The sequence below is a fragment of the Vagococcus allomyrinae genome, assembly GCF_017829975.1.
GTDB classification, from domain to species: Bacteria; Bacillota; Bacilli; order Lactobacillales; family Vagococcaceae; genus Vagococcus_D; species Vagococcus_D allomyrinae.
This window is the reverse complement of record NZ_JAEEGA010000012.1, coordinates 149,690-169,136: the sequence shown is the minus strand read 5'-3', so window position 1 is coordinate 169,136 and position 19,447 is coordinate 149,690. Positions and strand designations below refer to the sequence as shown.

General features: G+C 40.1%; 19 protein-coding genes and 1 pseudogene. 11 read left to right on the top strand and 9 right to left on the bottom strand.

What is annotated here, in order from left to right:
* Positions 1–198: 198 nt before the first annotated feature.
* The 3 genes from I6N95_RS17805 to I6N95_RS17795 form a co-directional block, all read right to left on the bottom strand.
* Positions 199–660 (bottom strand): GNAT family N-acetyltransferase, encoded by a 462-nt coding sequence (locus tag I6N95_RS17805; protein ID WP_209530525.1) that lies wholly within the window; start codon positions 658–660, stop codon positions 199–201.
* A 100-nt stretch (positions 661–760) separates the two neighbouring features.
* Complete coding sequence (locus I6N95_RS17800) at positions 761–1,183, bottom strand: DUF3788 family protein (RefSeq protein WP_209530523.1); 423 nt, start codon at positions 1,181–1,183, stop codon at positions 761–763.
* A gap of 52 nt (positions 1,184–1,235) precedes the next feature.
* Positions 1,236–2,156, bottom strand: coding sequence for a helix-turn-helix transcriptional regulator (locus I6N95_RS17795; protein WP_209530522.1), 921 nt, complete (start codon positions 2,154–2,156; stop codon positions 1,236–1,238).
* Positions 2,157–2,784: 628 nt separating this feature from the next.
* On the opposite strand from I6N95_RS17795, the gene I6N95_RS17790 reads away from it, so the two are divergent.
* On the top strand, positions 2,785–3,468 hold the full coding sequence (locus I6N95_RS17790) for a PRD domain-containing protein (protein ID WP_209530520.1): 684 nt from the start codon (positions 2,785–2,787) through the stop codon (positions 3,466–3,468).
* A gap of 4 nt (positions 3,469–3,472) precedes the next feature.
* On the opposite strand, the gene I6N95_RS17785 is transcribed toward I6N95_RS17790, so the two are convergent.
* On the bottom strand, positions 3,473–4,285 hold the full coding sequence (locus I6N95_RS17785) for a MerR family transcriptional regulator (RefSeq protein WP_209530518.1): 813 nt from the start codon (positions 4,283–4,285) through the stop codon (positions 3,473–3,475).
* A gap of 140 nt (positions 4,286–4,425) precedes the next feature.
* Between I6N95_RS17785 and I6N95_RS17780 the strand changes: the two genes are divergently transcribed.
* The 6 genes from I6N95_RS17780 (at position 4,426) to I6N95_RS17755 (ending at position 10,768) form a co-directional block, all read left to right on the top strand.
* On the top strand, positions 4,426–5,175 hold the full coding sequence (locus I6N95_RS17780) for a tyrosine-protein phosphatase (RefSeq protein ID WP_209530516.1): 750 nt from the start codon (positions 4,426–4,428) through the stop codon (positions 5,173–5,175).
* Between the two features lie 591 nt (positions 5,176–5,766).
* Complete coding sequence (locus tag I6N95_RS17775) at positions 5,767–7,059, top strand: hypothetical protein (RefSeq protein ID WP_209530514.1); 1,293 nt, start codon at positions 5,767–5,769, stop codon at positions 7,057–7,059.
* A 79-nt stretch (positions 7,060–7,138) separates the two neighbouring features.
* On the top strand, positions 7,139–8,329 hold the full coding sequence (locus tag I6N95_RS17770) for an amidohydrolase (RefSeq protein ID WP_209530512.1): 1,191 nt from the start codon (positions 7,139–7,141) through the stop codon (positions 8,327–8,329).
* Between the two features lie 62 nt (positions 8,330–8,391).
* Positions 8,392–9,588 (top strand): MalY/PatB family protein, encoded by a 1,197-nt coding sequence (locus I6N95_RS17765; protein WP_209530511.1) that lies wholly within the window; start codon positions 8,392–8,394, stop codon positions 9,586–9,588.
* Positions 9,589–9,711: 123 nt separating this feature from the next.
* Positions 9,712–10,224, top strand: coding sequence for a GNAT family N-acetyltransferase (locus tag I6N95_RS17760; protein ID WP_347340575.1), 513 nt, complete (start codon positions 9,712–9,714; stop codon positions 10,222–10,224).
* A 19-nt stretch (positions 10,225–10,243) separates the two neighbouring features.
* Positions 10,244–10,768, top strand: coding sequence for a GrpB family protein (locus I6N95_RS17755; RefSeq protein ID WP_209530509.1), 525 nt, complete (start codon positions 10,244–10,246; stop codon positions 10,766–10,768).
* A 121-nt stretch (positions 10,769–10,889) separates the two neighbouring features.
* On the opposite strand, the gene I6N95_RS17750 is transcribed toward I6N95_RS17755, so the two are convergent.
* Both I6N95_RS17750 and I6N95_RS17745 read right to left on the bottom strand, forming a co-directional pair.
* Entirely contained in the window at positions 10,890–11,210 is a 321-nt protein-coding gene (locus I6N95_RS17750) for a YrdB family protein (RefSeq protein WP_209530507.1), read from the bottom strand.
* Positions 11,211–11,608: 398 nt separating this feature from the next.
* Positions 11,609–12,637: an AraC family transcriptional regulator gene (locus tag I6N95_RS17745; protein WP_209530505.1), complete on the bottom strand. Its 1,029-nt coding sequence runs from the start codon at positions 12,635–12,637 to the stop codon at positions 11,609–11,611.
* 166 nt (positions 12,638–12,803) lie between these two features.
* Here I6N95_RS17745 and I6N95_RS17740 point away from each other — a divergent pair, with 166 nt between their 5' ends.
* The 4 genes from I6N95_RS17740 to I6N95_RS17725 all read left to right on the top strand — a co-directional run bounded on the left by I6N95_RS17740 (position 12,804) and on the right by I6N95_RS17725 (position 17,951).
* The gene (locus tag I6N95_RS17740; protein ID WP_209530503.1) at positions 12,804–14,231 is read left to right on the top strand and encodes a PTS transporter subunit EIIC; all 1,428 of its coding nucleotides are present in this window, start codon (positions 12,804–12,806) and stop codon (positions 14,229–14,231) included.
* A 29-nt stretch (positions 14,232–14,260) separates the two neighbouring features.
* Positions 14,261–16,891, top strand: coding sequence for a glycoside hydrolase family 2 (locus I6N95_RS17735; protein ID WP_209530501.1), 2,631 nt, complete (start codon positions 14,261–14,263; stop codon positions 16,889–16,891).
* A 423-nt stretch (positions 16,892–17,314) separates the two neighbouring features.
* Positions 17,315–17,578, top strand: coding sequence for a hypothetical protein (locus I6N95_RS17730; RefSeq protein WP_209530499.1), 264 nt, complete (start codon positions 17,315–17,317; stop codon positions 17,576–17,578).
* Positions 17,568–17,951, top strand: coding sequence for a hypothetical protein (locus I6N95_RS17725; protein ID WP_209530496.1), 384 nt, complete (start codon positions 17,568–17,570; stop codon positions 17,949–17,951). Before I6N95_RS17730 ends, I6N95_RS17725 begins: the two co-directional genes overlap by 11 nt.
* Positions 17,952–18,316: 365 nt before the next feature.
* On the opposite strand, the gene I6N95_RS17720 is transcribed toward I6N95_RS17725, so the two are convergent.
* From I6N95_RS17720 to I6N95_RS17710, 3 genes and pseudogenes are all read right to left on the bottom strand, one after another.
* Positions 18,317–18,601 (bottom strand): helix-turn-helix transcriptional regulator, encoded by a 285-nt coding sequence (locus I6N95_RS17720; RefSeq protein WP_209530552.1) that lies wholly within the window; start codon positions 18,599–18,601, stop codon positions 18,317–18,319.
* Between the two features lie 99 nt (positions 18,602–18,700).
* A pseudogene (locus I6N95_RS17715) lies at positions 18,701–18,835 on the bottom strand (type II toxin-antitoxin system RelE/ParE family toxin); the annotation flags it as partial.
* Positions 18,836–19,075: 240 nt separating this feature from the next.
* Positions 19,076–19,309 carry a hypothetical protein gene (locus I6N95_RS17710; RefSeq protein WP_209530488.1) on the bottom strand — a complete coding sequence of 78 codons (234 nt, stop codon included), beginning with the start codon at positions 19,307–19,309 and terminating at the stop codon, positions 19,076–19,078.
* Positions 19,310–19,447 lie beyond the last annotated feature (138 nt).

The window sequence follows — 19,447 nt, the reverse complement described above, 5'->3', positions numbered from 1 at the left end:
ACAAATCTCTCAGATAACACTCTATTATATCGGAAAAGTGGCATAGATTCAATTACTAACTGGAAATTGAATCTATGCTGTTGACTATTTAGTAGCTATATAGTTGAGAAAGACAATTTGATTAGTTAATAGGTAGCAGTCACTAGATCTCATGAGAAGGGCTGAAAAAGTAAGGAAGATGACCACCTTGCCCAGTGGTCATCTCTGAGATATTTTTCTCATCGTTACATAGCATAATACATCCTGATTGTCGGTTATAACCTGCTTGAAACCTGTCACTTGATAGCCATTTTTGAAATAAAATGCTTGAGCGGGTAAAGAAGTATCTAAGGTAACATTGCTACCTTTGTTAAAAATAAGCCTTTCAGCAAAGGCCAACAACAGTTTACCAATTCCTCGGTGTTGTTTTTCTGGCAAAATAAAGAAGCGAGTGATTTCATTGTCGATAATCGAGATGGTGCCTAGGGGAGTGTCATTCTCTAAAAAGAGATAGACATTACCTAAGGCAATATCTTTCGCAATTTGTGCCGAGTGGTGATGGGCCTGAAAATGACGAACGGCGCCCATGGGATAATACTTGGGATAGATTGATGCGATGGTTTTTTGGGTGATCGCTTCAATGCTTGCTAAGTGGCTAATATTAGCTCGTATAATGGTCATAGAGTGGTCCTTTCATTTTTTGTCATTGATTAAGCGCGAAGAAGGCACAGTCATATTAGTCTTGATGCTATTAATTGTAACCTAACGCCTCATTTGACTATTAATTGGTGTATTTGATTGCTAATAAACGCCTTACCTCATCAACATCTTCATGATCTACTATGTCAAACATAATTGGGCGACCTTCGGCGTAACTAGTGGCCTCTTTAAGTGACTCTTGAACAGTGACAGAAAAATTTTCTTTTAAAATCACTTCGGTGGCTTTTTGACCAAAGACAAAGTTAACTTTAATGGTGTCTTGGGCTGGTATTAAGTAAATCAAAGTTCGTTTATTGCTTTTAATTACGAGCGACCAGCCAGCCTTTTTGCTATAAAACTTCCATTCCTCGGTAATTTTGGGGTAACTTTCGTTAATTAATTGGCGAATTGCTTGCCATAACTCATATTGCTGATGATTACAGTGGCGTTCAACTAGTGCATCTGTTGGCATCAGGGTTTTATCATCAAAGATACTAAGGGACATCAAAATCTCTCCTTTTTTGAAGCGTTAGGTTATGATTATTTTAACATACCTATTATGACAACTGATTGTCATATTGGGCGACAATTTTTTCAGCTGCTAGTTTGACGTCATTTTTTAGACTGGCTGGGAAAATGACGGTCGCAGCCCCTTGAAATCCCAAAATTAATGAAACTAACCAGTCATTTATCGGCATTTTTTTTCGAACAATTAGTTGGTCTGCTTGTTCCTTAATCTCATCTTCTGAAAATAAATCCAAGACCTTTGCTTTAACCTGTTTGGTGAAATGAAGTTCAATGAGTTGAATCTCTGGTGCTAGCTCAAGATTAGTCAAAAGGGAGTTCAGATCTTCATGGCATATGGTTTGATAATGGTTAACAAATGTGGTGGTCAGCTGCTGTAAATCCCTTATTCTTGAGATGCGAAATAATCGGTAAGCCTCTCTGATCTGACAAAAGCCGTACAAATACCAGTGGTTAGCTTTATAGACCAAGTTAAGCGGGCAGACTAGACGCTGTGATGCTTCTCCTAGATAAGAGGTATAGCTAAAGCTTACTTTTTTAGACTCTTGGATAGCAGCGTCGATTAATTCAATAGGTTCAGAATTTATCTCCCATTGACTAAAATCGATTAGAAACGTGTCACTTTTAGCGGTTTTGAAAGGTTCTAATTTTTTGCTGATGGACTCAATCTCAGCCAGATTGGTAATCTCTGCTAAATTTTGGCTGAGATTAAGTAGGGTTTGCCGTTCTTGAGCTGTTAATAAAAAACCATCGAGCGTAAAATCCTGATCGATGAAAAAACCGCCAGACTGGCCTCTTTCAGTATAGATTGGGATTCCTGAAAGAGAGAGGGTCTCCATATCTCGATAAATAGTTCGAGTAGTGACATGATATAATTCTGCTAAATCTTTTGCGATTACTTTCTTTTTGATCAGCAATGTTAGCAGAATAGATAATAAACGTTCTACTTTCATAATACTCCTTTCAGATAATAGTTTGCTAATGAATGGTAGCTTATCACTGTTTGCTGACTTTCAAAATATATACATCATGTTAAATAATCAGACAGATAGTTCCATTGGATAATTCGCATAATCAGACCTAAAGAGTGGCACTTTCAGCTTCTTTTTAGCTGGAAGTTTAACGATTGATCGTCATTATTTAATAGGAGCTATATAGCTGGAAGTTTAACGGTAAAGTGCCTTCACTACGTTGTCCCTTATCTTTAACGAATAAATTCGTAAGAATAACGGCAAATCTCAGTGCTCAGCACATAGAATTTGATGAGATCGAAGCTTTGCGTAGTGATTATTTAATGGGAACTATATAGGTGAAATCCGCCTCTTTAAAATGCCAGACAATTTTGGAATAATGAAACTGCAAAATGTGATGCGTCGCTTGATAGTCTTCAAGGTATAAGGCTCAATCAGGAAGCCCTAGTGGCCAATGCCGATCTCCACCCACATCTTTACCATCTTCATTCTAGTGATCACGACCTGATAAGGGCTATACAACTTGATAAAGTAAAAATCCTGAAAAAGGGCTTGCTTGTATAGCCACTATACAAGTTATAATAAACAATAATGAGAGGAGAGGTTTAAGATGAAAGATGATCTATTAACGATGAACACCCAACCTTCTTTTAATGAGCGTGATGAATTAGTCTTAAAACTGATGGATTTGGCCAATACTAAGTATATATTTCGCAAAAATTCAGGTTTAGAGGAGAAGCTGCGCCAGCATCTGCCTCGCATACTTGAAGGAAGCACTCTAAGTCAATCTGGTGACAGTTGCTATCAAGGCATTCTTAGGAACGTTTTTCGGGAAGAATTTTTGTTTGCAGAAGAAGGACTGACGTGTCTGTCTCAAATGACAGAAATTTCCGTCGATCAAAAAAAGATTTCTTTTCTATGTGAATTGACAATCTGTGCCAATTATATGTTATCTTTTACAGCCAACGATCATATTGAATTGATTCGCTTGATTGAGGAATTAATCAATCAGATCAGTAGACAAATCAGCATTTCTCAACAATCACTAATTGAGGCATATCCGCGTTTTACTAATCACGTTAAGTTTTTAGCTTTGCAGATATTGGCGGATGATTTTAGCACCGCTATTTTGGGAGAGGATTTTTATGATTATATCAAAAAGACCTATCCGATATCAGCGACTGTTTCTGAGAATATCCAAGCCTTTGTTGCTGAAACCTGTAAAGTTAATCTATCACAAGACGATGTCAGCTACTTGGCTTTGCATATCGAAAGAGTTTCTACACTGCTGTGAAAGTTTAATTAGGTGTTTTTATGACGCGAACCATCATTTTTAAACGGAAATCGTTAAAGTTGTCTGCAATCAGTTCGTTGGCCACAAAATCAAGATAGAAATCACTATCGATTGACAGATGGTGTTTTTTGGCATAGTCGACCAGATGTTGATAGGGTTTTTCAAAGGCCAAAGAATTAGTTGTATAGATCGACAGATAATCACCCTTTGGTCGAGAACGATTTGAGACAGGAACTTTCGCATATAATTGAATACAAGCAGCTTGTTCGGGAGTATTGTCTAAGTCAGTTTGTCTTAGGACAAAGCCAGAGGGATAGGGAAACTCATACCCGTGACTTGAGCAATATTTATAAAAAGCCGTAATTGAAACAGAGAAGCGAAAGGATTTTTGTGAATAGGGCGACTCATCAAAAAATAGTGGAACTTCTTCATAGGAATTGTATTCAACCGTACAGGGATCGTCGGTTAAATTACGGCTGATCGACTGGATTTGCATATCCAACATTTGTTCCATTTTTGCGAAGTAGACACTTCGCTGATTGGCCATCTGCTTTTGTTTCTGAAGCATGGCTAAGATCGCTTCTGGAGTTTGTTCAGTCATATAGTTTTTGATTTCTTTTAAGGATATTCTGACCTCTTTTAGTGCAATGATCATATTGATCGTATAGAGCTGATGATAGTGGTAATAACGAAACCCTTTGTCACTGACTTTTTCAGGTTTGAGCAAGTCAATCCGGTCGTAATAAATCAGGGTTTTTCGTGGAACACCAGAGAGCTCAGCGAATTCTCCAATGGTTAGATAATCTTCTCGTGTCATGTTAATCACCTCACTAAAAGTCTATTTCTTAGTGAAGGAGATGTCAAGAGGTGTTTTATGGTAGGTGAGACGTGAGCCTTTGGAAAAGATCAGCTAAAGAATAATAGCGTTGTTTAATTGAAGAAAGGGAGTGGTGAGAGATGACGAATTCAGTAATAACTAATTTTAGAGATATTGGAGGGGATGAGACTCCTTATGGCACATTAGCGACTGGTTCTTTTTATCGAAGTGGTGAGTTAACGAACTTAACTGAAGAACAAGTCGATTTTTTAAAGAATGATAAAAAGATTAAACATATTTTTGATTTTCGCAGTGTTAAGGAAATTCTTCAAAAACCAGATACCGAAATCTCCGGTATCACTTTTGAGAATATTGATGTCTTAGCTTCTGAATCAAATGACAATGGCTCATTAAAGGGAATGTTGGCTAATGTTAAAAATCCCCATGGAGAGATGCTGAAAACCTACGAAGAGCTAGTGACTAATCAGTCGGCTCAAAAAGGGTATCGCCAATTTTTAGAAAAATTGCTCAAAATAGAGGGGCCTATTTTGTTTCACTGTTTTGCCGGGAAAGATCGGGCTGGCTATGCCGCAGCCTTAATCCTCAAAATTGCCGGTGTTCCAGAACGCAATATTCTCAAGGATTATTTATTGACGAATTCATTGCGCCAACAAGCCAATCAGCAGATTATTGACACCTATCAAGCTGAGCTGTCGGCCCCAGAAGTTACTCAATTAAAGCAACTGCTGAGGGTGGATCAAGCATACTTAGAACAAGCTAAAAAAGTGATGGAACAAAAGTTTGGCACCTTTGAGAATTATTTGTTTTTTGGACTAAAGCTAGACCCGATTTATCTGGAATTGTTTCGCAGTAAGTTTATCCTATCATAAGGGCCAAACACTCAGTGTCATTCGTTGTGAGAAGCGATATACCAATTTGGCACCTTGTGACAAAAATCGACAGCTAGATTCGTCTTGGAAAAATTATATTATCCATAATTGACGAGTGTTGGCCTTCCATTATTTTAAACTAAAAAGAACCATCGATGGAGTCAACCAACCCCTTCAATCGCCCTTACCAATAAGTTATTTAATAAAAAAACAGCTTGACAACGCTTACTTGTCGTCGTACAATGTGGGCGTTAGGAGCTACCCGTACAACTACATACGTTCCATTGGCTACTGCACACCGGAGTTGGCGCTCCAGTGTGAGTATGAAGCCTTGACCAATCAGCGATGACTGACTAATCAAGCACCAATAGGTTAACGCCGAAGCGCTAACATCTTTATTATACGCAATCCCTCCCCATTTTTCTAGGGATTTTTGGCGTATTGGCTAAAAGATATCAGTGCAAGAGCTAGCAGCTTTGGCAAGAGTCCTTTTTTAGTGACACTATTGAGCGGTATTAGACACGACGTCTGATGCCGCTTTTTTGTGTGTGATGGAGATGGTGCTGTAAGGGAAGAGGATTGACGAGTCCTGTGACTTTTTGGGTTGACGAATCTGGAAAGGTCCTCCTAATTTTGAATAATGTGGAAGTGTTGCTGTCGGCCGACTTAGGATCTGTTAGAGAGAAGGGATTGTGTAAGATGTTAACCCTTAATATGGGCTCGGCTTTGGCGATTGTGATTGTGACAATGTTGATCGGTGATGTTATCTCTAATCTTACCAAAGGCTTAGTGCCCCAAATGTTAGTTGTCGCAGTGATTTTTTTAGTTGGGTTTTGGACGGTGTTTCCAGCGGACATTTTGGAAATTGCTGGCATTAAAACCTTGTCGGATATTATGGTGTCCTTTATTTTAATTCATGTTGGGACAATGTTTAATGTGAAAGATATGATACGTGAGTGGAAGGTTGTGGTCATTACCTTGGCCGCCGTAGTGGGAATTGTGGCAGCCACCTTGGCAGTTGGAACTTTGTTGTTTGGTAAAACAACGGCTTTTACAGCTGCGGCTCCCATGACTGGTGGAGGTATGGCTGCCTTGATTATTCAAGGGGCGGCTAATGAAGCAGGGCGTCCTGATTTGGGAATGTTAGCTATGATGATTTTTGTGTTGCAGGGGTTCTTAGCGTTTCCTTTAACCGCCAGAGTTTTGGGCCAGGAAAGCAAGCGTTTGTTAAAAGATTATCGCCAACAAACTGTGACTCAAACTGAGACCAGTGAGGTTGTGGACGAATCCGAAACCAAGAAACGCATTTACGAGTATGTACCGGAAAGATTTCGTTCGCCCACTTATTATTTGGCAGTACTGGCAATCATTGGTTACCTTTGTGGCGTTCTCACAACTGCTACTGGTGTCAATAATGCCATCATTCAAATTTTAGTCGGAATTGTCTTGAGCTTTTTTGGCATTATTGAGCCAAAGCCTTTGGATAAATCAGCCTCAACAGGAATCTTAAATTTGGCCTTATTTGCTAGCTTTATGAGTTCCTTTGCGCTGGCCACCTGGTCACTAATGGTCGCTTTGCTAGCTCAAATCGCGGTCTTATTGGTGGTCGGAGTTATCGCCACCTTTGTGGCCACGTTTTTCTTTGGCAAACCCCTTGGTTTCTCCCGTCCGATGACGTTTGCCATTGGCATGAACTGTTTCCTGGGCTTTCCTTTTAATTTTGCCTTAACTACCGAAGCGGTTAAAGGGGCCACTGATGATCCTGCTGAAGCCGATTATTTAACGGCTTACTTAATGCCTAAAATGATCATCGCGGGTGTCGTCTCGATTTCCTTGGTGTCAGCGATTTTAGCAGGTGTCTTTGCGCCAATTGCGTTTCGCTAAGCAGTGTGTTGTAAGCGTTTGATAAACTGGGAGTAATTCACGATGAATGCTCCCTTTCTAAAAGAAAGGATGTTGACTGATGATTGATAATCAGGAATTACTGAAACGAATAAAAGAATTAGATCCCTATATGAGAGAGACGAGAGGCTATCTTCATCAACACCCGGAAGTCTCCTCAGAAGAATGGGAAACCCGTAAGTTTTTACAAGCTGAAGTCGCTAAACTAGACTTGCCTATTACCGATGTGCCAAGGACGGGATTTTATGTCACCTTGGATACGGGACGGCCAGGTCGAACAGTAGCGTTGCGAGCAGATATTGATGCCTTACCGATTCAAAAGCAGCCCAATAATTTAAAAGGGCCACGGAAGTGGGTCTCAAAGAAAGATGGTGTCTCCCATATGTGTGGTCATGACGGGCATATGGCCGTCCTTTTGGCGGCCATGGAACTGTTGTATGATCTAAGAGAAAAATTAAGTGGGAAGATTATTTTCTTGTTTGAAGAAGGTGAGGAAGTAGGGTCAGGAATTGCCGCCATGTTAGAAGCGATTGAACCTTTAGGCATTGAAGCGATTTACGGGACTCACTTGACGGCCTTTATGCCAACTGGTCAAATTTGCTTGGATGGGGGCCCGCGAATGGCCGGGGCGGCCGTGATTGACCTTGAAGTTGTCGGACAATCTGGTCACGGTTCGCGACCAGATCTATCGATTAACCCGGTTTTTGCTGGAGCCAATGTGTTGACAGGGTTAAGCAGTGCTTGGGCCAACCAAATTGATGTCAGTAAAACAGTGACCTTAGGTTTAACCCAATTTCATGCCGGTGCGATTAACAACATTATTCCCGAAACGGCTTTTATTGGCGGTAGTCTTCGTTACTTTGATGTGGCAGAAGGCTTAAAAGCGGTTGAAACCCTTAAGAAAGTGGCGGAAAAAACCGCTGAGGCTCACAATTGTCAAATCCGTTACTTGGATACGATGAGAATTGCGACCATTCCGGTCATTAACGACGATAATTTGGCAGAGTTAGCCCAATTAGGGGCAGAAAATCTCTTCCCAGGCAGTGTTGTGGAAGGGGTTCAATGGTATGCTTCAGAGTCTTTCTCTCATTATGCGAAAGTTGCTCCAAGTGTTTTTGCTTTTGTGGGCATGGGAAATGAAGCTGTCGGCAGCGGGGCAGAGCATCATAACGACTATTTTGATTTGGATGAAGATGCTTTGAGCTACAGTTTAGGAGCGACCGTGAAATTTGCCATTAACTTTTTAATGTAACTGTAAGGGACAGGCAGACCTGGAGAAATCCAGGTCTGTTAATGAGAGAAAGGATGACCATGATGACTCATTATAATTTTAATCAATCTGTTGGTCGTAGAAATCAAGGGTCTCTTAAGTGGGCCCAAATGGATGAACAAGTGAGAAACTTGCCTGAGGAAATTGTGCCATTTTCTGTTGCTGATACCGATTTGCCTCCTTTGCCGGAGCTGGTTCAGGGATTAAAGACGTTTCTCGACGAGATGGTCTTAGGCTATACAGGTCCGACAAAAGCCTACTATCAAGGGGTGATCAACTGGTTTAACACTCGTCACAACTGGCAGGTGAAAGAGGAGTGGCTGATACCAACAGCGGGCGTAGTTGCGGCTCTTTATCAATCAGTCAGAGCTTTTAGCGAACCAGGGGACGGGGTTTTGATTTTGTCACCTGTTTATTACCCTTTTAGAGCAGCCATTGAACATTCCGATCGGGAAGTGATTGCCAGTTCTTTAGTGGTAGAGCAGGGCCGATATACTATTGATTTTGATGACTTAGAAGCGAAATTAAAAAATCCGGCCTTGTCATTGATGATTTTTTGTAGTCCTCATAATCCAGTTGGTAGAGTCTGGACCAGAGAAGAATTAACCTTAGTAGACCGCTTGTGTCGCAAGCATCAGGTAACCTTGGTTTCAGATGAAATTCATTTTGATCTTATTTTGCCGGGCTTTGAGCATCAAGTATTTAGCACATTATCCTTAGAAGCCCAATGGAATAGTGTGATTTTAACAGCTCCAAGCAAGACCTTTAATGTGGCAGGCTTACAAACTGCCAATGTGGTGATTGCCAATCCTGATTTACGAAAAAATTTCCAAGCTCAGCTAGCGAAAGACGGGCAGCAGTTGCTGAACTGCATCGGTCCCAAAGCGTGTGAACTGGTTTATCGTCACGGAGCTTTATGGTTAGAAGAGTTTCTGGAATTGATCGAAGACAATCGCCTGTATTTTGAAACGTTTATGGTTAAAGAGTTGCCCCAAATTCGGGTTGTGCCACTGGAAGGGACCTATTTACAGTGGTTTGACTGTCACGGTCTAGGCATGTCAGATCAAGAGTTAAATCGCTTTTTAGTCCATGACTGTCAATTGTTCTTAGATCCAGGTAATTTGTTTGGCAAGGAAGGCGAGCAGTATCAACGCATGAGCTTGGCTTGTCCTAAGACTGATTTAAGTAGGGCTTTGGAGCGCTTAGCGGCTGGTGTGAAAGCCAGAGAAGAGCGGATGTGATTGGTTGTTCAGTAGCTGCTGTTTTTTTGTTTATGGTACAGCCTGAAGATATGATAAACTATTAGTAACAACATAGTCTGTCAAAAAGATGAGGTGCTTATAATAGAAACAGAAGAATTAATCGTGAGACGCTTTCAGCCAGAGGACTGGCAAGATTTATATGAGTATTTATCCGATGAAGAAGTGGTCAAATTTGAACCCTATGGCGTGATGACAGAGCTGGAATGTCAAAGGGAAACTAATAGACGGGTAACCGATCCAAGCTTTTGGGCTGTTTATTTAAAAAACTGTCACAAAGTGATTGGTAATATTTATTTTGCAAAAGAGGATTTTTTAACTTGGGAATTAGGCTATGTCTTTAATTCCCATTTTCAAGGGAAAGGTTTTGCCACAATGGCAGCTCATTTAGTGATTCAAAATCAACTTAAACAGGGAGACATCCACAGAATAATAGCGATGTGTGACCCGAAAAACCGTCCCTCTTGGCAATTGCTAGAAAGAATTGGCATGAGGCGAGAAGGACATAAAATAAGCAATGTCTACTTTGAGCTAGATGAAAAGGGGCAGCCTATCTGGAAAGACACTTACGAATATGGCATATTGATAAGGGAATACACAGCTAGTCACTCTGGCTAAAAGGGAGGAGAGAATCAACATGCAAAAAATAGTAGTGGTTCCTTATAACCCGCAATGGCCATTAAAGTTTCAAGCAGAAAAAAGTCTGATTGAAGGAGCAGTAAAAGATAACTTAGTGGCCTTGTACCATATTGGTAGCACGTCGGTGCCAAAGCTAAAAGCTAAACCAATCATTGACATGCTCTTAATTGTCGAAGATATTAACAAGTTGGATGAAGAGTCTCTTGTTTTTGAAAAAATGGACTACGAGGTGATGGGGGAGTTTGGGATATCTGGTCGTCGCTACTATCGCAAAGGTGGCAATCATCGATCCCATCAAATTCATGCCTTTCAGTTTGATCAGCTCTATGATATTCAGCGACATTTGGCTTTTCGAGATTATTTGAGAGCCCATGACAACGTAGCTCAGGAGTATGGAGAGCTAAAAGAAACATTAGCGTTGCTATACCCAGAAAGCATTGCTGACTATGGTGATGGAAAAGATGCATTTGTTAAACAGACGGAAAAAGCAGCTTTAATTTGGGAATGGCAAAATCGGGAATAGTGGTAAACGTAAGTCCTCCCAATGTGGAGGACTTTTGTTACGTTATCGTCAAAAAAGGAAAGTTTGGCTAAACGTTTGCTGATTATGGTGGATAAGCGATTAAGCGTAACTGCTCCGATCACTAGAGCATGTGATCGAGAAAAGTGCTGACAATTGCCCACACAGAATAGATTTTGAAAAGTTCTTTTTCTCCATTGTAATAGAGTAGAAAAGCGATACTGCCGAAAAGGATCAGTTCGATGATTAGTCGGAAAATTTCATTAACTCGATAGGCTGATTTAGGGGCCATCAAAATCGACCATAAAACAATAATGGCTATTGGTAGGATCAGTGCAACCACTAATTTAAGCAGTCCGGTGTAATGCTTAAAGCCAGAGATAACTAATAGCAGAATGGATGATACTTCCAAGGTGAACCTAAAAATATTACTAATGTTTTTCATCTTTACCTCCAAAGGGTTAGTGAATATCAAACTAATCATATTTATATTTTAACTAATTTGATTAGTTCGGTCAATTGGTAATGGTTGGAGATTGGTGTTTTATGGCTATATACCTCCTGTTAAATAATCAAACAGATAGTTCCATTGGATAATTCGCATAATCATCCGCCAAGAGTGGTACTTTCAGCTTTTTTCTGGCTGAAAGTTTAACGGTAAAGGATGATTATTTAATGGGAACTATATAGCTTGAGAGGAAGGGGAGGCAAAAAACAGTTTCCATTTTCTGTATATGGAAACTGTTTTTTTAAAGAATTAATTGTGAAAATAGAAGGCTTTAAAGATTGATTCAATCCCATCGATCATTGCCAACTGCTGGGAAGTGTTCACGCTGTTCTAGTCTAAACAGGATCAACTGTCTCAAGATGTGTCTTACGATACTCACTAGGAGAGAGACTATAGCGTTCCCGAAAAAGAGTGTTAAAGAAGCCATGGTTGCGATAGCCGACTTCGGCAATGATGGTTTCCACTGAGTCTTGGGTGTTGAGCAGTAGAAAGCTGGCTTTATTGAGTTTTTGCTCTTGTACCAACTGTTTAAAGCTTTTCCCCGTATGTTTGCGAATGTAGCGGCTTAAATAATTGGGATGGAAGGCAAAGGTTTCTGCCACACTGGCCAAGGTACAGTCACTGTAGTTTTCTTCAATGTGTTCCAGAATTTCTCTGACGTTTATCAAGGCACTTTCTTCAATCGCGGTAATTTGACTGGCTTGGTAGTGATACAAGAGTTCTGCAAAAATCAAGATCATATAGGCATTGATGACTTCTTTGGTACAAAAAGAAAAATCGTAATATTCGCACAATAAGTTTTCAACAAAAAGAGTGAGCTTTTGACTGGATTTGCTGTGAAACAAGATATAACGATCGTGCTCTTGACTTTTAGAAATGACCTCAAGTAAGAAATCAGAAATAATGCTATTGCTAGACAATTGGCTTAAAATTGAGGTATTAAAGTAACTTTTTTTCATCAAAAAGTTAATCACGATATCCTCTTCATTGACGTCCTTAATCGTGTGGGGGACGTTGGTGTCCATGATGCAGACATCTCCTTGATGAAGTGTCAATGTGGTGTCTTGAATGGTAACACTACAAGAGCCTGCATAGACATAGTTCATTTCGATATAATCATGGATGTGCATGGGAATAACCGAAAAACGGGAGTGCTTAACAATGCCTAGTTTGGGATTAAAGGTGTAAGGATGAATTTTATCTTTGACCTGTTCGTCAAATTTAAAGACGCAAACTTCTTGACCGTTAACATATTCCTTAGTTAAATCGTCGTAAGTAGTGTCAGTGGCACTAGCCTGCGCTTGATATTTCAATTCACTGGCTGTCATGGTCATGAGTTTTTCCCGCAATGTTTCGACATTCATATTACTACCTCCAAGGTTAAGTTTGGTAAGGCGATTGGTTAAGTATCGCAATTAAAGTTTAGCCTAAAACTTTGTATAATACAAATGAAAGCGTTGATAATTTTTAGTTTGGTAATTTAGTCGCGATAAATTCCGATTGTTAATGCTTTTATCAGGCCTGAAAAAGATGAGTAGAATGCACGTAGATGGTTACTTAATTGATAGAAATGGGGCAGACAAAATGAACGACAAAAAATTAGCGTCTGAGATTCTTGAACTTGTCGGTACAAAACGCAATATTCAAGGCGTGACACATTGTATGACACGATTGAGATTTAATTTAAAAGATGACACTCAGGCGGAGACGGATAAAATTAAAGAGCTCGAGGGGGTCATGGGCGTGGCTACTTCTGGTGGTCAGTATCAAATTATCATCGGCACGAATGTCTCACAAGTGTATCTGGAGGTAGAAAGTATACTGGCAGATAGTGTTACACCAAAGGAGCCTGAGACTTCACAAGCATCCGCCGTTGAAGAAGGCAATTTATTTAATCGCTTTTTTAAGTTAATTTCAGGTATTATTTTTCCTGTTATGGGGGTGATGACGGCAACAGGGATTCTCAAAGGGGTTTTGGCGGGGCTAACTTCTTTTAATGTTATTGGAACAGATTCTGGTATTTATTCCATCCTTTATTCGTTTGCTGATGGTTTCTTCTATTTTATGCCGATCATCCTGGGCTTTTCTGCTGCAAATAAACTGAAGTCTAATCCCTATATTGGGGCAACAATTGGCGCGGCTTTGGTTTATCCAGGGATTGTCACCCTGTACAATGATGGGGTTGACTTAACCTTTTTCAAAGTTCCTGTAGTGTTGACTAGCTATGGTAATTCTGTTTTCCCAGTGATTGCCGGTGTGATGCTAGCGGCTTGGCTTGAGAAAAAGCTGGAACCTAAGATTCCGGCGGCCATCAAATTATTTACTGTTCCCTTGTTGACCTTGCTAATCACAGTGCCTTTAACCTTTTTAGTCTTAGGGCCATTGATGACGGTGATCAGTGATGTTTTAGCTACTGGGACTCAATCCATCTACAATTTTAGCCCGATTTTAACAGGGATAATTTTAGGGGCCTTTTGGCAATTGGTAGTCATTTTTGGCTTACACTATGCCTTTATTCCCATCTTGATCAACAATATTGCCACACTGGGAGAAGATCCGATTAATGCGATTTTAAATGTGACAGTCTTTGCATTAGCTGGAGCGGCCATTGGTTTTGCTTTAAAACAGAAAGATCAAAAGAAACGAGCGTTAGGTTTTTCAACCGGGATTACCGGGTTATTCGGTGTCACTGAACCGATTATTTACGGGATTGCGATTCCTTATAAAAAACCATTCATAGCGGCTTTTATCGGAGGTGGCTTGGCTGGTGCCATCACAGCTGGTATGGGGGCCCGCATGTATGGGTTTGGTGGCAACGCCTTGTTTGCCGCACCGCTGTTTATCAATCCTAAAGGCATGGATGTTAGTTTTACAGCTTATTTAATCGCATCACTGGTGGCCTTCGTGGTGCCTTTAGTTATTTCTTATGTCATCACCAAAGCAGATGACACGATTTAGTTGAGACTTAAAGAATGGTAGGGATTAGAATGGAAAAAATTCAAAAATTATTGACTGATAAAGGTGACAATTACATTTTTCCTTTTCTCTGGATGCACGGAGAAGAGGAAGGGATCATTCGTGAGTATGTTGGGAAAATTGCGGAATCTGGGATAAGGGCTCTTTGTGTGGAGCCCCGTCCTCACCCTGACTATGTTGGGGAAGCTTGGTGGCGGGATCTAGGCATTGTGCTGGATGAAGCCGAAAAGCGGCAGATGAAGGTGTGGTTGTTTGATGACGCCCATTTTCCAACAGGCTATGCCAATGGCGCCATCTTAAAAAAGCATCCTCATTTACGAAAAAAATATTTGAAGATTAATCAAACAGATTACCATGGTCCGCAAAAAGATGCGGGGATCATCGTTAAGTGGCAAGCAGGTGGTAAGCGCCAATCGATTATGGAAGTAGGAACGGATAATCACCAGTTGAAAGCCGAATTAACCGCATCAGAAGATCAGATAATAGCCGTTTTAATGGCGAAAGTCATTGATTATCAAACCGTTGATACTACCACTATGGTGGATATCAGTCAATCACTAGTAGAGGGAACGATCTATCTGGATCTGCCAGCCGGCAATTGGCGGGTATTTACCTTAGTTGAAACCTTTGAAGGTGGTGAAAGTTCGACAGAAGGTTATTTAAACCCCTTAGACGAAGTCGCAACGCAAGTTTTAATCGAGGAAGTCTACGAAAGTCATCAGCGACACGTGGGCGAGCATTTTGGCAAGACGATTGCCGGCTTTTTTACCGATGAACCCCGTTTTGGCAATATTAAAGGGCCAGATGCCATTATCGGTCAAGACATGTTGCTACCTTGGCGGAGCGATATGTTGTCCCTTTTGCAGAAGGAACTGAAAGAAGAGGCCTTGCTGCTTTTGCCATTGTTAGTCGTCAACGGCAATCATAAAACTGATCTGATTCGTTTTACCTACATGGATACGGTGTCAACCTTATACGCCAAGAACTTCACTAAAAAAATAGCCGATTGGTGCACTAGCCATCAGCTTGAGTACGTCGGCCATTTGATCGAAGATAATAACGCCCATGCCCGTCTTGGTTATGGTGCTGGTCATTATTTTCGAGCGATTGAGGATCAAACTATGGCAGGAATTGACGTTGTCCTACATCAGCTCCTGCCTGGGCAAGACCAAGGTTATTTTAAATCCTTTACGTCAACTGGCTGGGACGGCGAGTTCTTTCATTATGCCTTAGCAAAAATGGGCACGTCATTGGCTTATTTGGATCCTAAAAAACAAGGCAGAACCATGGTGGAATTATATGGAGCTTATGGCTGGTCAGAAGGATTGAAGTTGATGAAATGGATGACAGATCATATGTTAGTGCGAGGCGTTAATCATTTTGTTCCCCATGCTTTTAATATGTCGCCCTTTCCAGATGCCGATTGCCCACCCCATTTTTACGCCCATGGGGAAAACCCGCAATATCCTCATTTAGCTAAATTGATGAACTATACCAATCGTGTGGCAGAGCTGTTAAGTGATGGACAACCTGTTACCAGCGCCTTTCTGCTTTATCATGGAGAAGCTGAATGGTCAGGGGAAGCGATGCTGATGCAAAAACCAGCAAAAGAACTGACGCAACATCAGCTTGATTTTACGATTATCTCACTTGACTTGCTTAAGCAAGCCACAAAAGAAAATGGTCGTTTACAGCTTAACGGTCTGTCAGCCAAGGTACTGATTGTCCCTTATGGCCAACGATTCCCTCGATCATTTGTGGACGAATGCCAAGAGATGCTGGCAGCGGGGATAGAAGTCTTGTTTATTAAAGACTATCCTTTGGAAACGACAGAAGGCGGCAGTGCCAAAGCTTTTCAACAGGCGGGCAAAATCGCCTTAGAGGAATTGGTTAATCACCTGAAAGAAGCAGGTCATTACGATATTCGCTCGCTTACCCCTCAAAAAGATTTACGTTTTTATCATTATCGTCAACCAGATAGTGAGGTCTTGATGTTCTTTAACGAAGGGCAAAGCTCGTTGATAACCACCATCGCCCTTCAGGAGACAGACTATCTTCATTACTACGATGCCATGAAAAATGAGTTGTTCTTAGTAGGGGATAAGCCTGTCTCACAGATTGAGGTGTCATTGGCTTCTCATGAAGCGGCCCACTATATTCTTGCCAAAGAAAGACTAACAGATCATCCTTTAATCAATTATCAATCTATCAGTTCAACAGAGCTGACGTTACCTTGGAATGTTAGCTTGTATCAGCGGTCGTCAACTGAAAAGTTTGCTGAGAGGCAATTAGCTGATTTAGTTAATTTAGCGTCACCAGCTTATTTTCCGGATTTTTCTGGAAAAATGGTCTACCAGACTGAATTTGATTTGGCAGAGTTGGCTGAGGGGGATTGTTATCTTGATCTAGGGCAGGTTTATGAAATCGCCACGGTTTTTCTAAATGGGACAGAGCTTGAGACCAAGATTAGTGGCCCTTATGAGTTTAAATTAGGGGAGCACATCAGACCAGGGCGGAATAGCTTGAGAGTTGAGGTAATAAATACTTTAGGCACTGAAATGAAAGACTACTTATCGCAATATCGACTTTTGGAGCCTAGTGGCTTAATCGGGCCTGTTAGGTTAGTGGTGAAGCATGAATAAAACTTAGGTAGTGAAGATGAACTATGAAGTAAAAGTCTTCCCTTTCCAAAATCAGAAAGGGAAGAGGAAATTAGAATAATAATCGAAATGAGGATGAAAAAAGAGGGGCCAAGGTTAGCACTGATAGTTAATAAGACCATCTGGTGTAGCGTTGGAAGGAGATGGGTGATGATGTTGAGAGCAAAATACGGACTCAACGCTAGCTTTTCTAAACTTAACATAATAGGTACCATTCAATAAGTTAAATCATTGCCTAAGTATATTTTTTGTAAGTTTGTTAGGCTTAGAAAAATTTGAAAACATTGATTCATCAATGTTCTGATGCTATAATATCACTAAAGAAGTAGTAACTATCTAAAGTGTTTTTTGTATTTACTGCTGCCAAAGATTATTTCACCTTATGTATAGAAAGGATTGATAGTTTTGACTATGCGATTAAATTTAACGCCAGAGCAAGAAAAGCTTGCAAAAGAAGCTATGTCGAAAGATGTTCAGACGGCCGAGGAAATTTTCATGAATTCTGTTTATCTTATTCTTTCAAGAAATCAAGAAGATGATTATCCTGAATTTCCTGACCTAGGTGATAAATCGGAATGGCTTCAAATGAAAGTCGATAAAAACGGTACTTTCGTTTTTCCTGAGAATACCCCAGAACATGTAAAGGAACTTCTAAAGTATGCCGAATAGACTAGAAGGTTATTCGGTATATGATGCCTTTGTCAAATTTGAAAATAATCCGCAAGAAGGTAAAAATCGTCCTGTTGCTATAGTAAGAATAAATCTTGAAGATTATTCAACTCAAGGTTTTGGTATTTATTCTTATAAGTATAAGTTTGAAAGTAAGTTTAAAACTAGTTTTTATCAAAAATTTCTTTATAAAATTAAAGATGTCGAAGAGGCAGGTCTTAACCCAAAGCTAATTTCTTATGTCGATGTTTCTAAGGTTGCACAATTTTCACTGATTGAAATGATGAAAGAAACAAAATATCGAGGGAGATTATCGAAAAGGGATGCTCATGGTCTGATTGACAAGTACAAATCTTATAAATCTTTGAATTAATTATTTCAGTAGTTTTTACGTTCTCGTCAGGTACGAGAGCGTTTTTGTTTGCCCAGCATGGACAAACTCTGATGGGAGAAGACTCCTAATGTGTCTTACGTTCATCGAAATAAAAATCGGACTAATTGTCAATGGAATGAGATCTAAGATTACAACACCATGGGACAACGAGTTAAATTCTTGGGTTTGGTTTATACAAAAGCAAAGGAATAACCCCTTTGTAAAGCGAGACCCGATCAAATTTCAGTAAAAACGTTGAATACAAGTTCGAGGAACTGATGGTCAGAAAATGGAGCGTTGACATGGAGTACCGAATAAACGATTTGATGTTAAGAAATAGCGAAAATTAAAAAGCTAGCCAAAGGCTAACTTTTTTGGACAAATCGGATGTCTAGCTTTTGATTAAAGGCTTCGGCAATTTCTTGCATTAGCTGAAGGCTTGGATTCATATTACCATTTTCAATTCTGGCAATAGTAGATTGTGGTTTTCTTACTTTTTCAGCCATTTGTCGTTGAGTCAAACCGTTAGCATGTCGAAACTCGGATAATAATACAGCAAAATCTAGGCGTCGATTTTCTTTTTCGAATGCATCAGCAAATTCTTTATTACGACTGTATTCTGTGATTAAGTCATTGATACTATTGGACATATTAAGACCCTCCTTCTTGATCAAAATAGTGTTGTCGCATTGGATGGCATGCGTGATTTCTTCGAGTGGTGTTTTTTGGGTTTTTTTGGTAAAACCATGAGTGATAATAAAGTGATTGCCTTGAACATGGAAATAACACACTTGCTGAAGGTTGTGGCTGTGTTGAGAACGGATTTCGTAGATGAGGTCATCTATTTTTCCCCAATTCTTGTCTTGTCGCAATAAAAAGCCCATGCTTTTCAATTGACGTCGATGGTATTATCGGAAGTGCCTTCTCGAAAAATGATTCGGAGACCTAAACGCTTTTGCTTCATCTCATGACATCGATGAAGCTTACCTGATAATTGCTTACCAGTAGTCATATCCATCACTTTGGGAAAATTAAGACCATTCATCTTCAAGTGAAGTCAAGCTTTGAGTGATTTGTGTCCCTCTAACTTCTTTATCACATAGCAACATAGTATTTGTGTGAAGTCATTGTTCGGCTGTTATATAGGTTAATTTTTCATTTAGTCGAGTAATTTCTTCAATCAACTCTTGATATTGATGAAGAAATGCGCTATAGGTGTCTGTATCCAATAAAACAGCGACGTCAATATAAACAGCGTCTTTGGATTTCTGTGCTTTTTCGACAAAGGTCATGGGTGCTTTCTTCAAATCACTGATAGAGACTAATTGATTTTGAATCATATTTAATGATGTCGTCATAGCGTCTAACCTCCTTTATGAGCTAATTTTAACATGAAACAATTACTTTTCAAGTACTTGATTTAGTTCTTGGCGAACGATGAAGGTGTGGAAAACCGAATTCAAAACTTAATCCCAATACTTCAAACTAAGGATGAG

What these genes read in the sequence shown, in the direction of transcription:
- I6N95_RS17710 (WP_209530488.1), bottom strand. Translation starts at nt 19,309, where the DNA reads ATGACGACATCATTAAATATGATTCAAAATCAATTAGTCTCTATCAGT.
- I6N95_RS17805 (WP_209530525.1), bottom strand. Translation starts at nt 660, where the DNA reads ATGACCATTATACGAGCTAATATTAGCCACTTAGCAAGCATTGAAGCG.
- I6N95_RS17790 (WP_209530520.1), top strand. Translation starts at nt 2,785, where the DNA reads ATGAAAGATGATCTATTAACGATGAACACCCAACCTTCTTTTAATGAG.
- I6N95_RS17785 (WP_209530518.1), bottom strand. Translation starts at nt 4,285, where the DNA reads ATGACACGAGAAGATTATCTAACCATTGGAGAATTCGCTGAGCTCTCT.
- I6N95_RS17725 (WP_209530496.1), top strand. Translation starts at nt 17,568, where the DNA reads ATGCCGAATAGACTAGAAGGTTATTCGGTATATGATGCCTTTGTCAAA.
- I6N95_RS17720 (WP_209530552.1), bottom strand. Translation starts at nt 18,601, where the DNA reads ATGTCCAATAGTATCAATGACTTAATCACAGAATACAGTCGTAATAAA.
- I6N95_RS17795 (WP_209530522.1), bottom strand. Translation starts at nt 2,156, where the DNA reads ATGAAAGTAGAACGTTTATTATCTATTCTGCTAACATTGCTGATCAAA.
- I6N95_RS17770 (WP_209530512.1), top strand. Translation starts at nt 7,139, where the DNA reads ATGATTGATAATCAGGAATTACTGAAACGAATAAAAGAATTAGATCCC.
- I6N95_RS17745 (WP_209530505.1), bottom strand. Translation starts at nt 12,637, where the DNA reads ATGAATGTCGAAACATTGCGGGAAAAACTCATGACCATGACAGCCAGT.
- I6N95_RS17800 (WP_209530523.1), bottom strand. Translation starts at nt 1,183, where the DNA reads ATGTCCCTTAGTATCTTTGATGATAAAACCCTGATGCCAACAGATGCA.
- I6N95_RS17765 (WP_209530511.1), top strand. Translation starts at nt 8,392, where the DNA reads ATGACTCATTATAATTTTAATCAATCTGTTGGTCGTAGAAATCAAGGG.
- I6N95_RS17780 (WP_209530516.1), top strand. Translation starts at nt 4,426, where the DNA reads ATGACGAATTCAGTAATAACTAATTTTAGAGATATTGGAGGGGATGAG.
- I6N95_RS17740 (WP_209530503.1), top strand. Translation starts at nt 12,804, where the DNA reads ATGAGTAGAATGCACGTAGATGGTTACTTAATTGATAGAAATGGGGCA.
- I6N95_RS17755 (WP_209530509.1), top strand. Translation starts at nt 10,244, where the DNA reads ATGCAAAAAATAGTAGTGGTTCCTTATAACCCGCAATGGCCATTAAAG.
- I6N95_RS17735 (WP_209530501.1), top strand. Translation starts at nt 14,261, where the DNA reads ATGGAAAAAATTCAAAAATTATTGACTGATAAAGGTGACAATTACATT.
- I6N95_RS17750 (WP_209530507.1), bottom strand. Translation starts at nt 11,210, where the DNA reads ATGAAAAACATTAGTAATATTTTTAGGTTCACCTTGGAAGTATCATCC.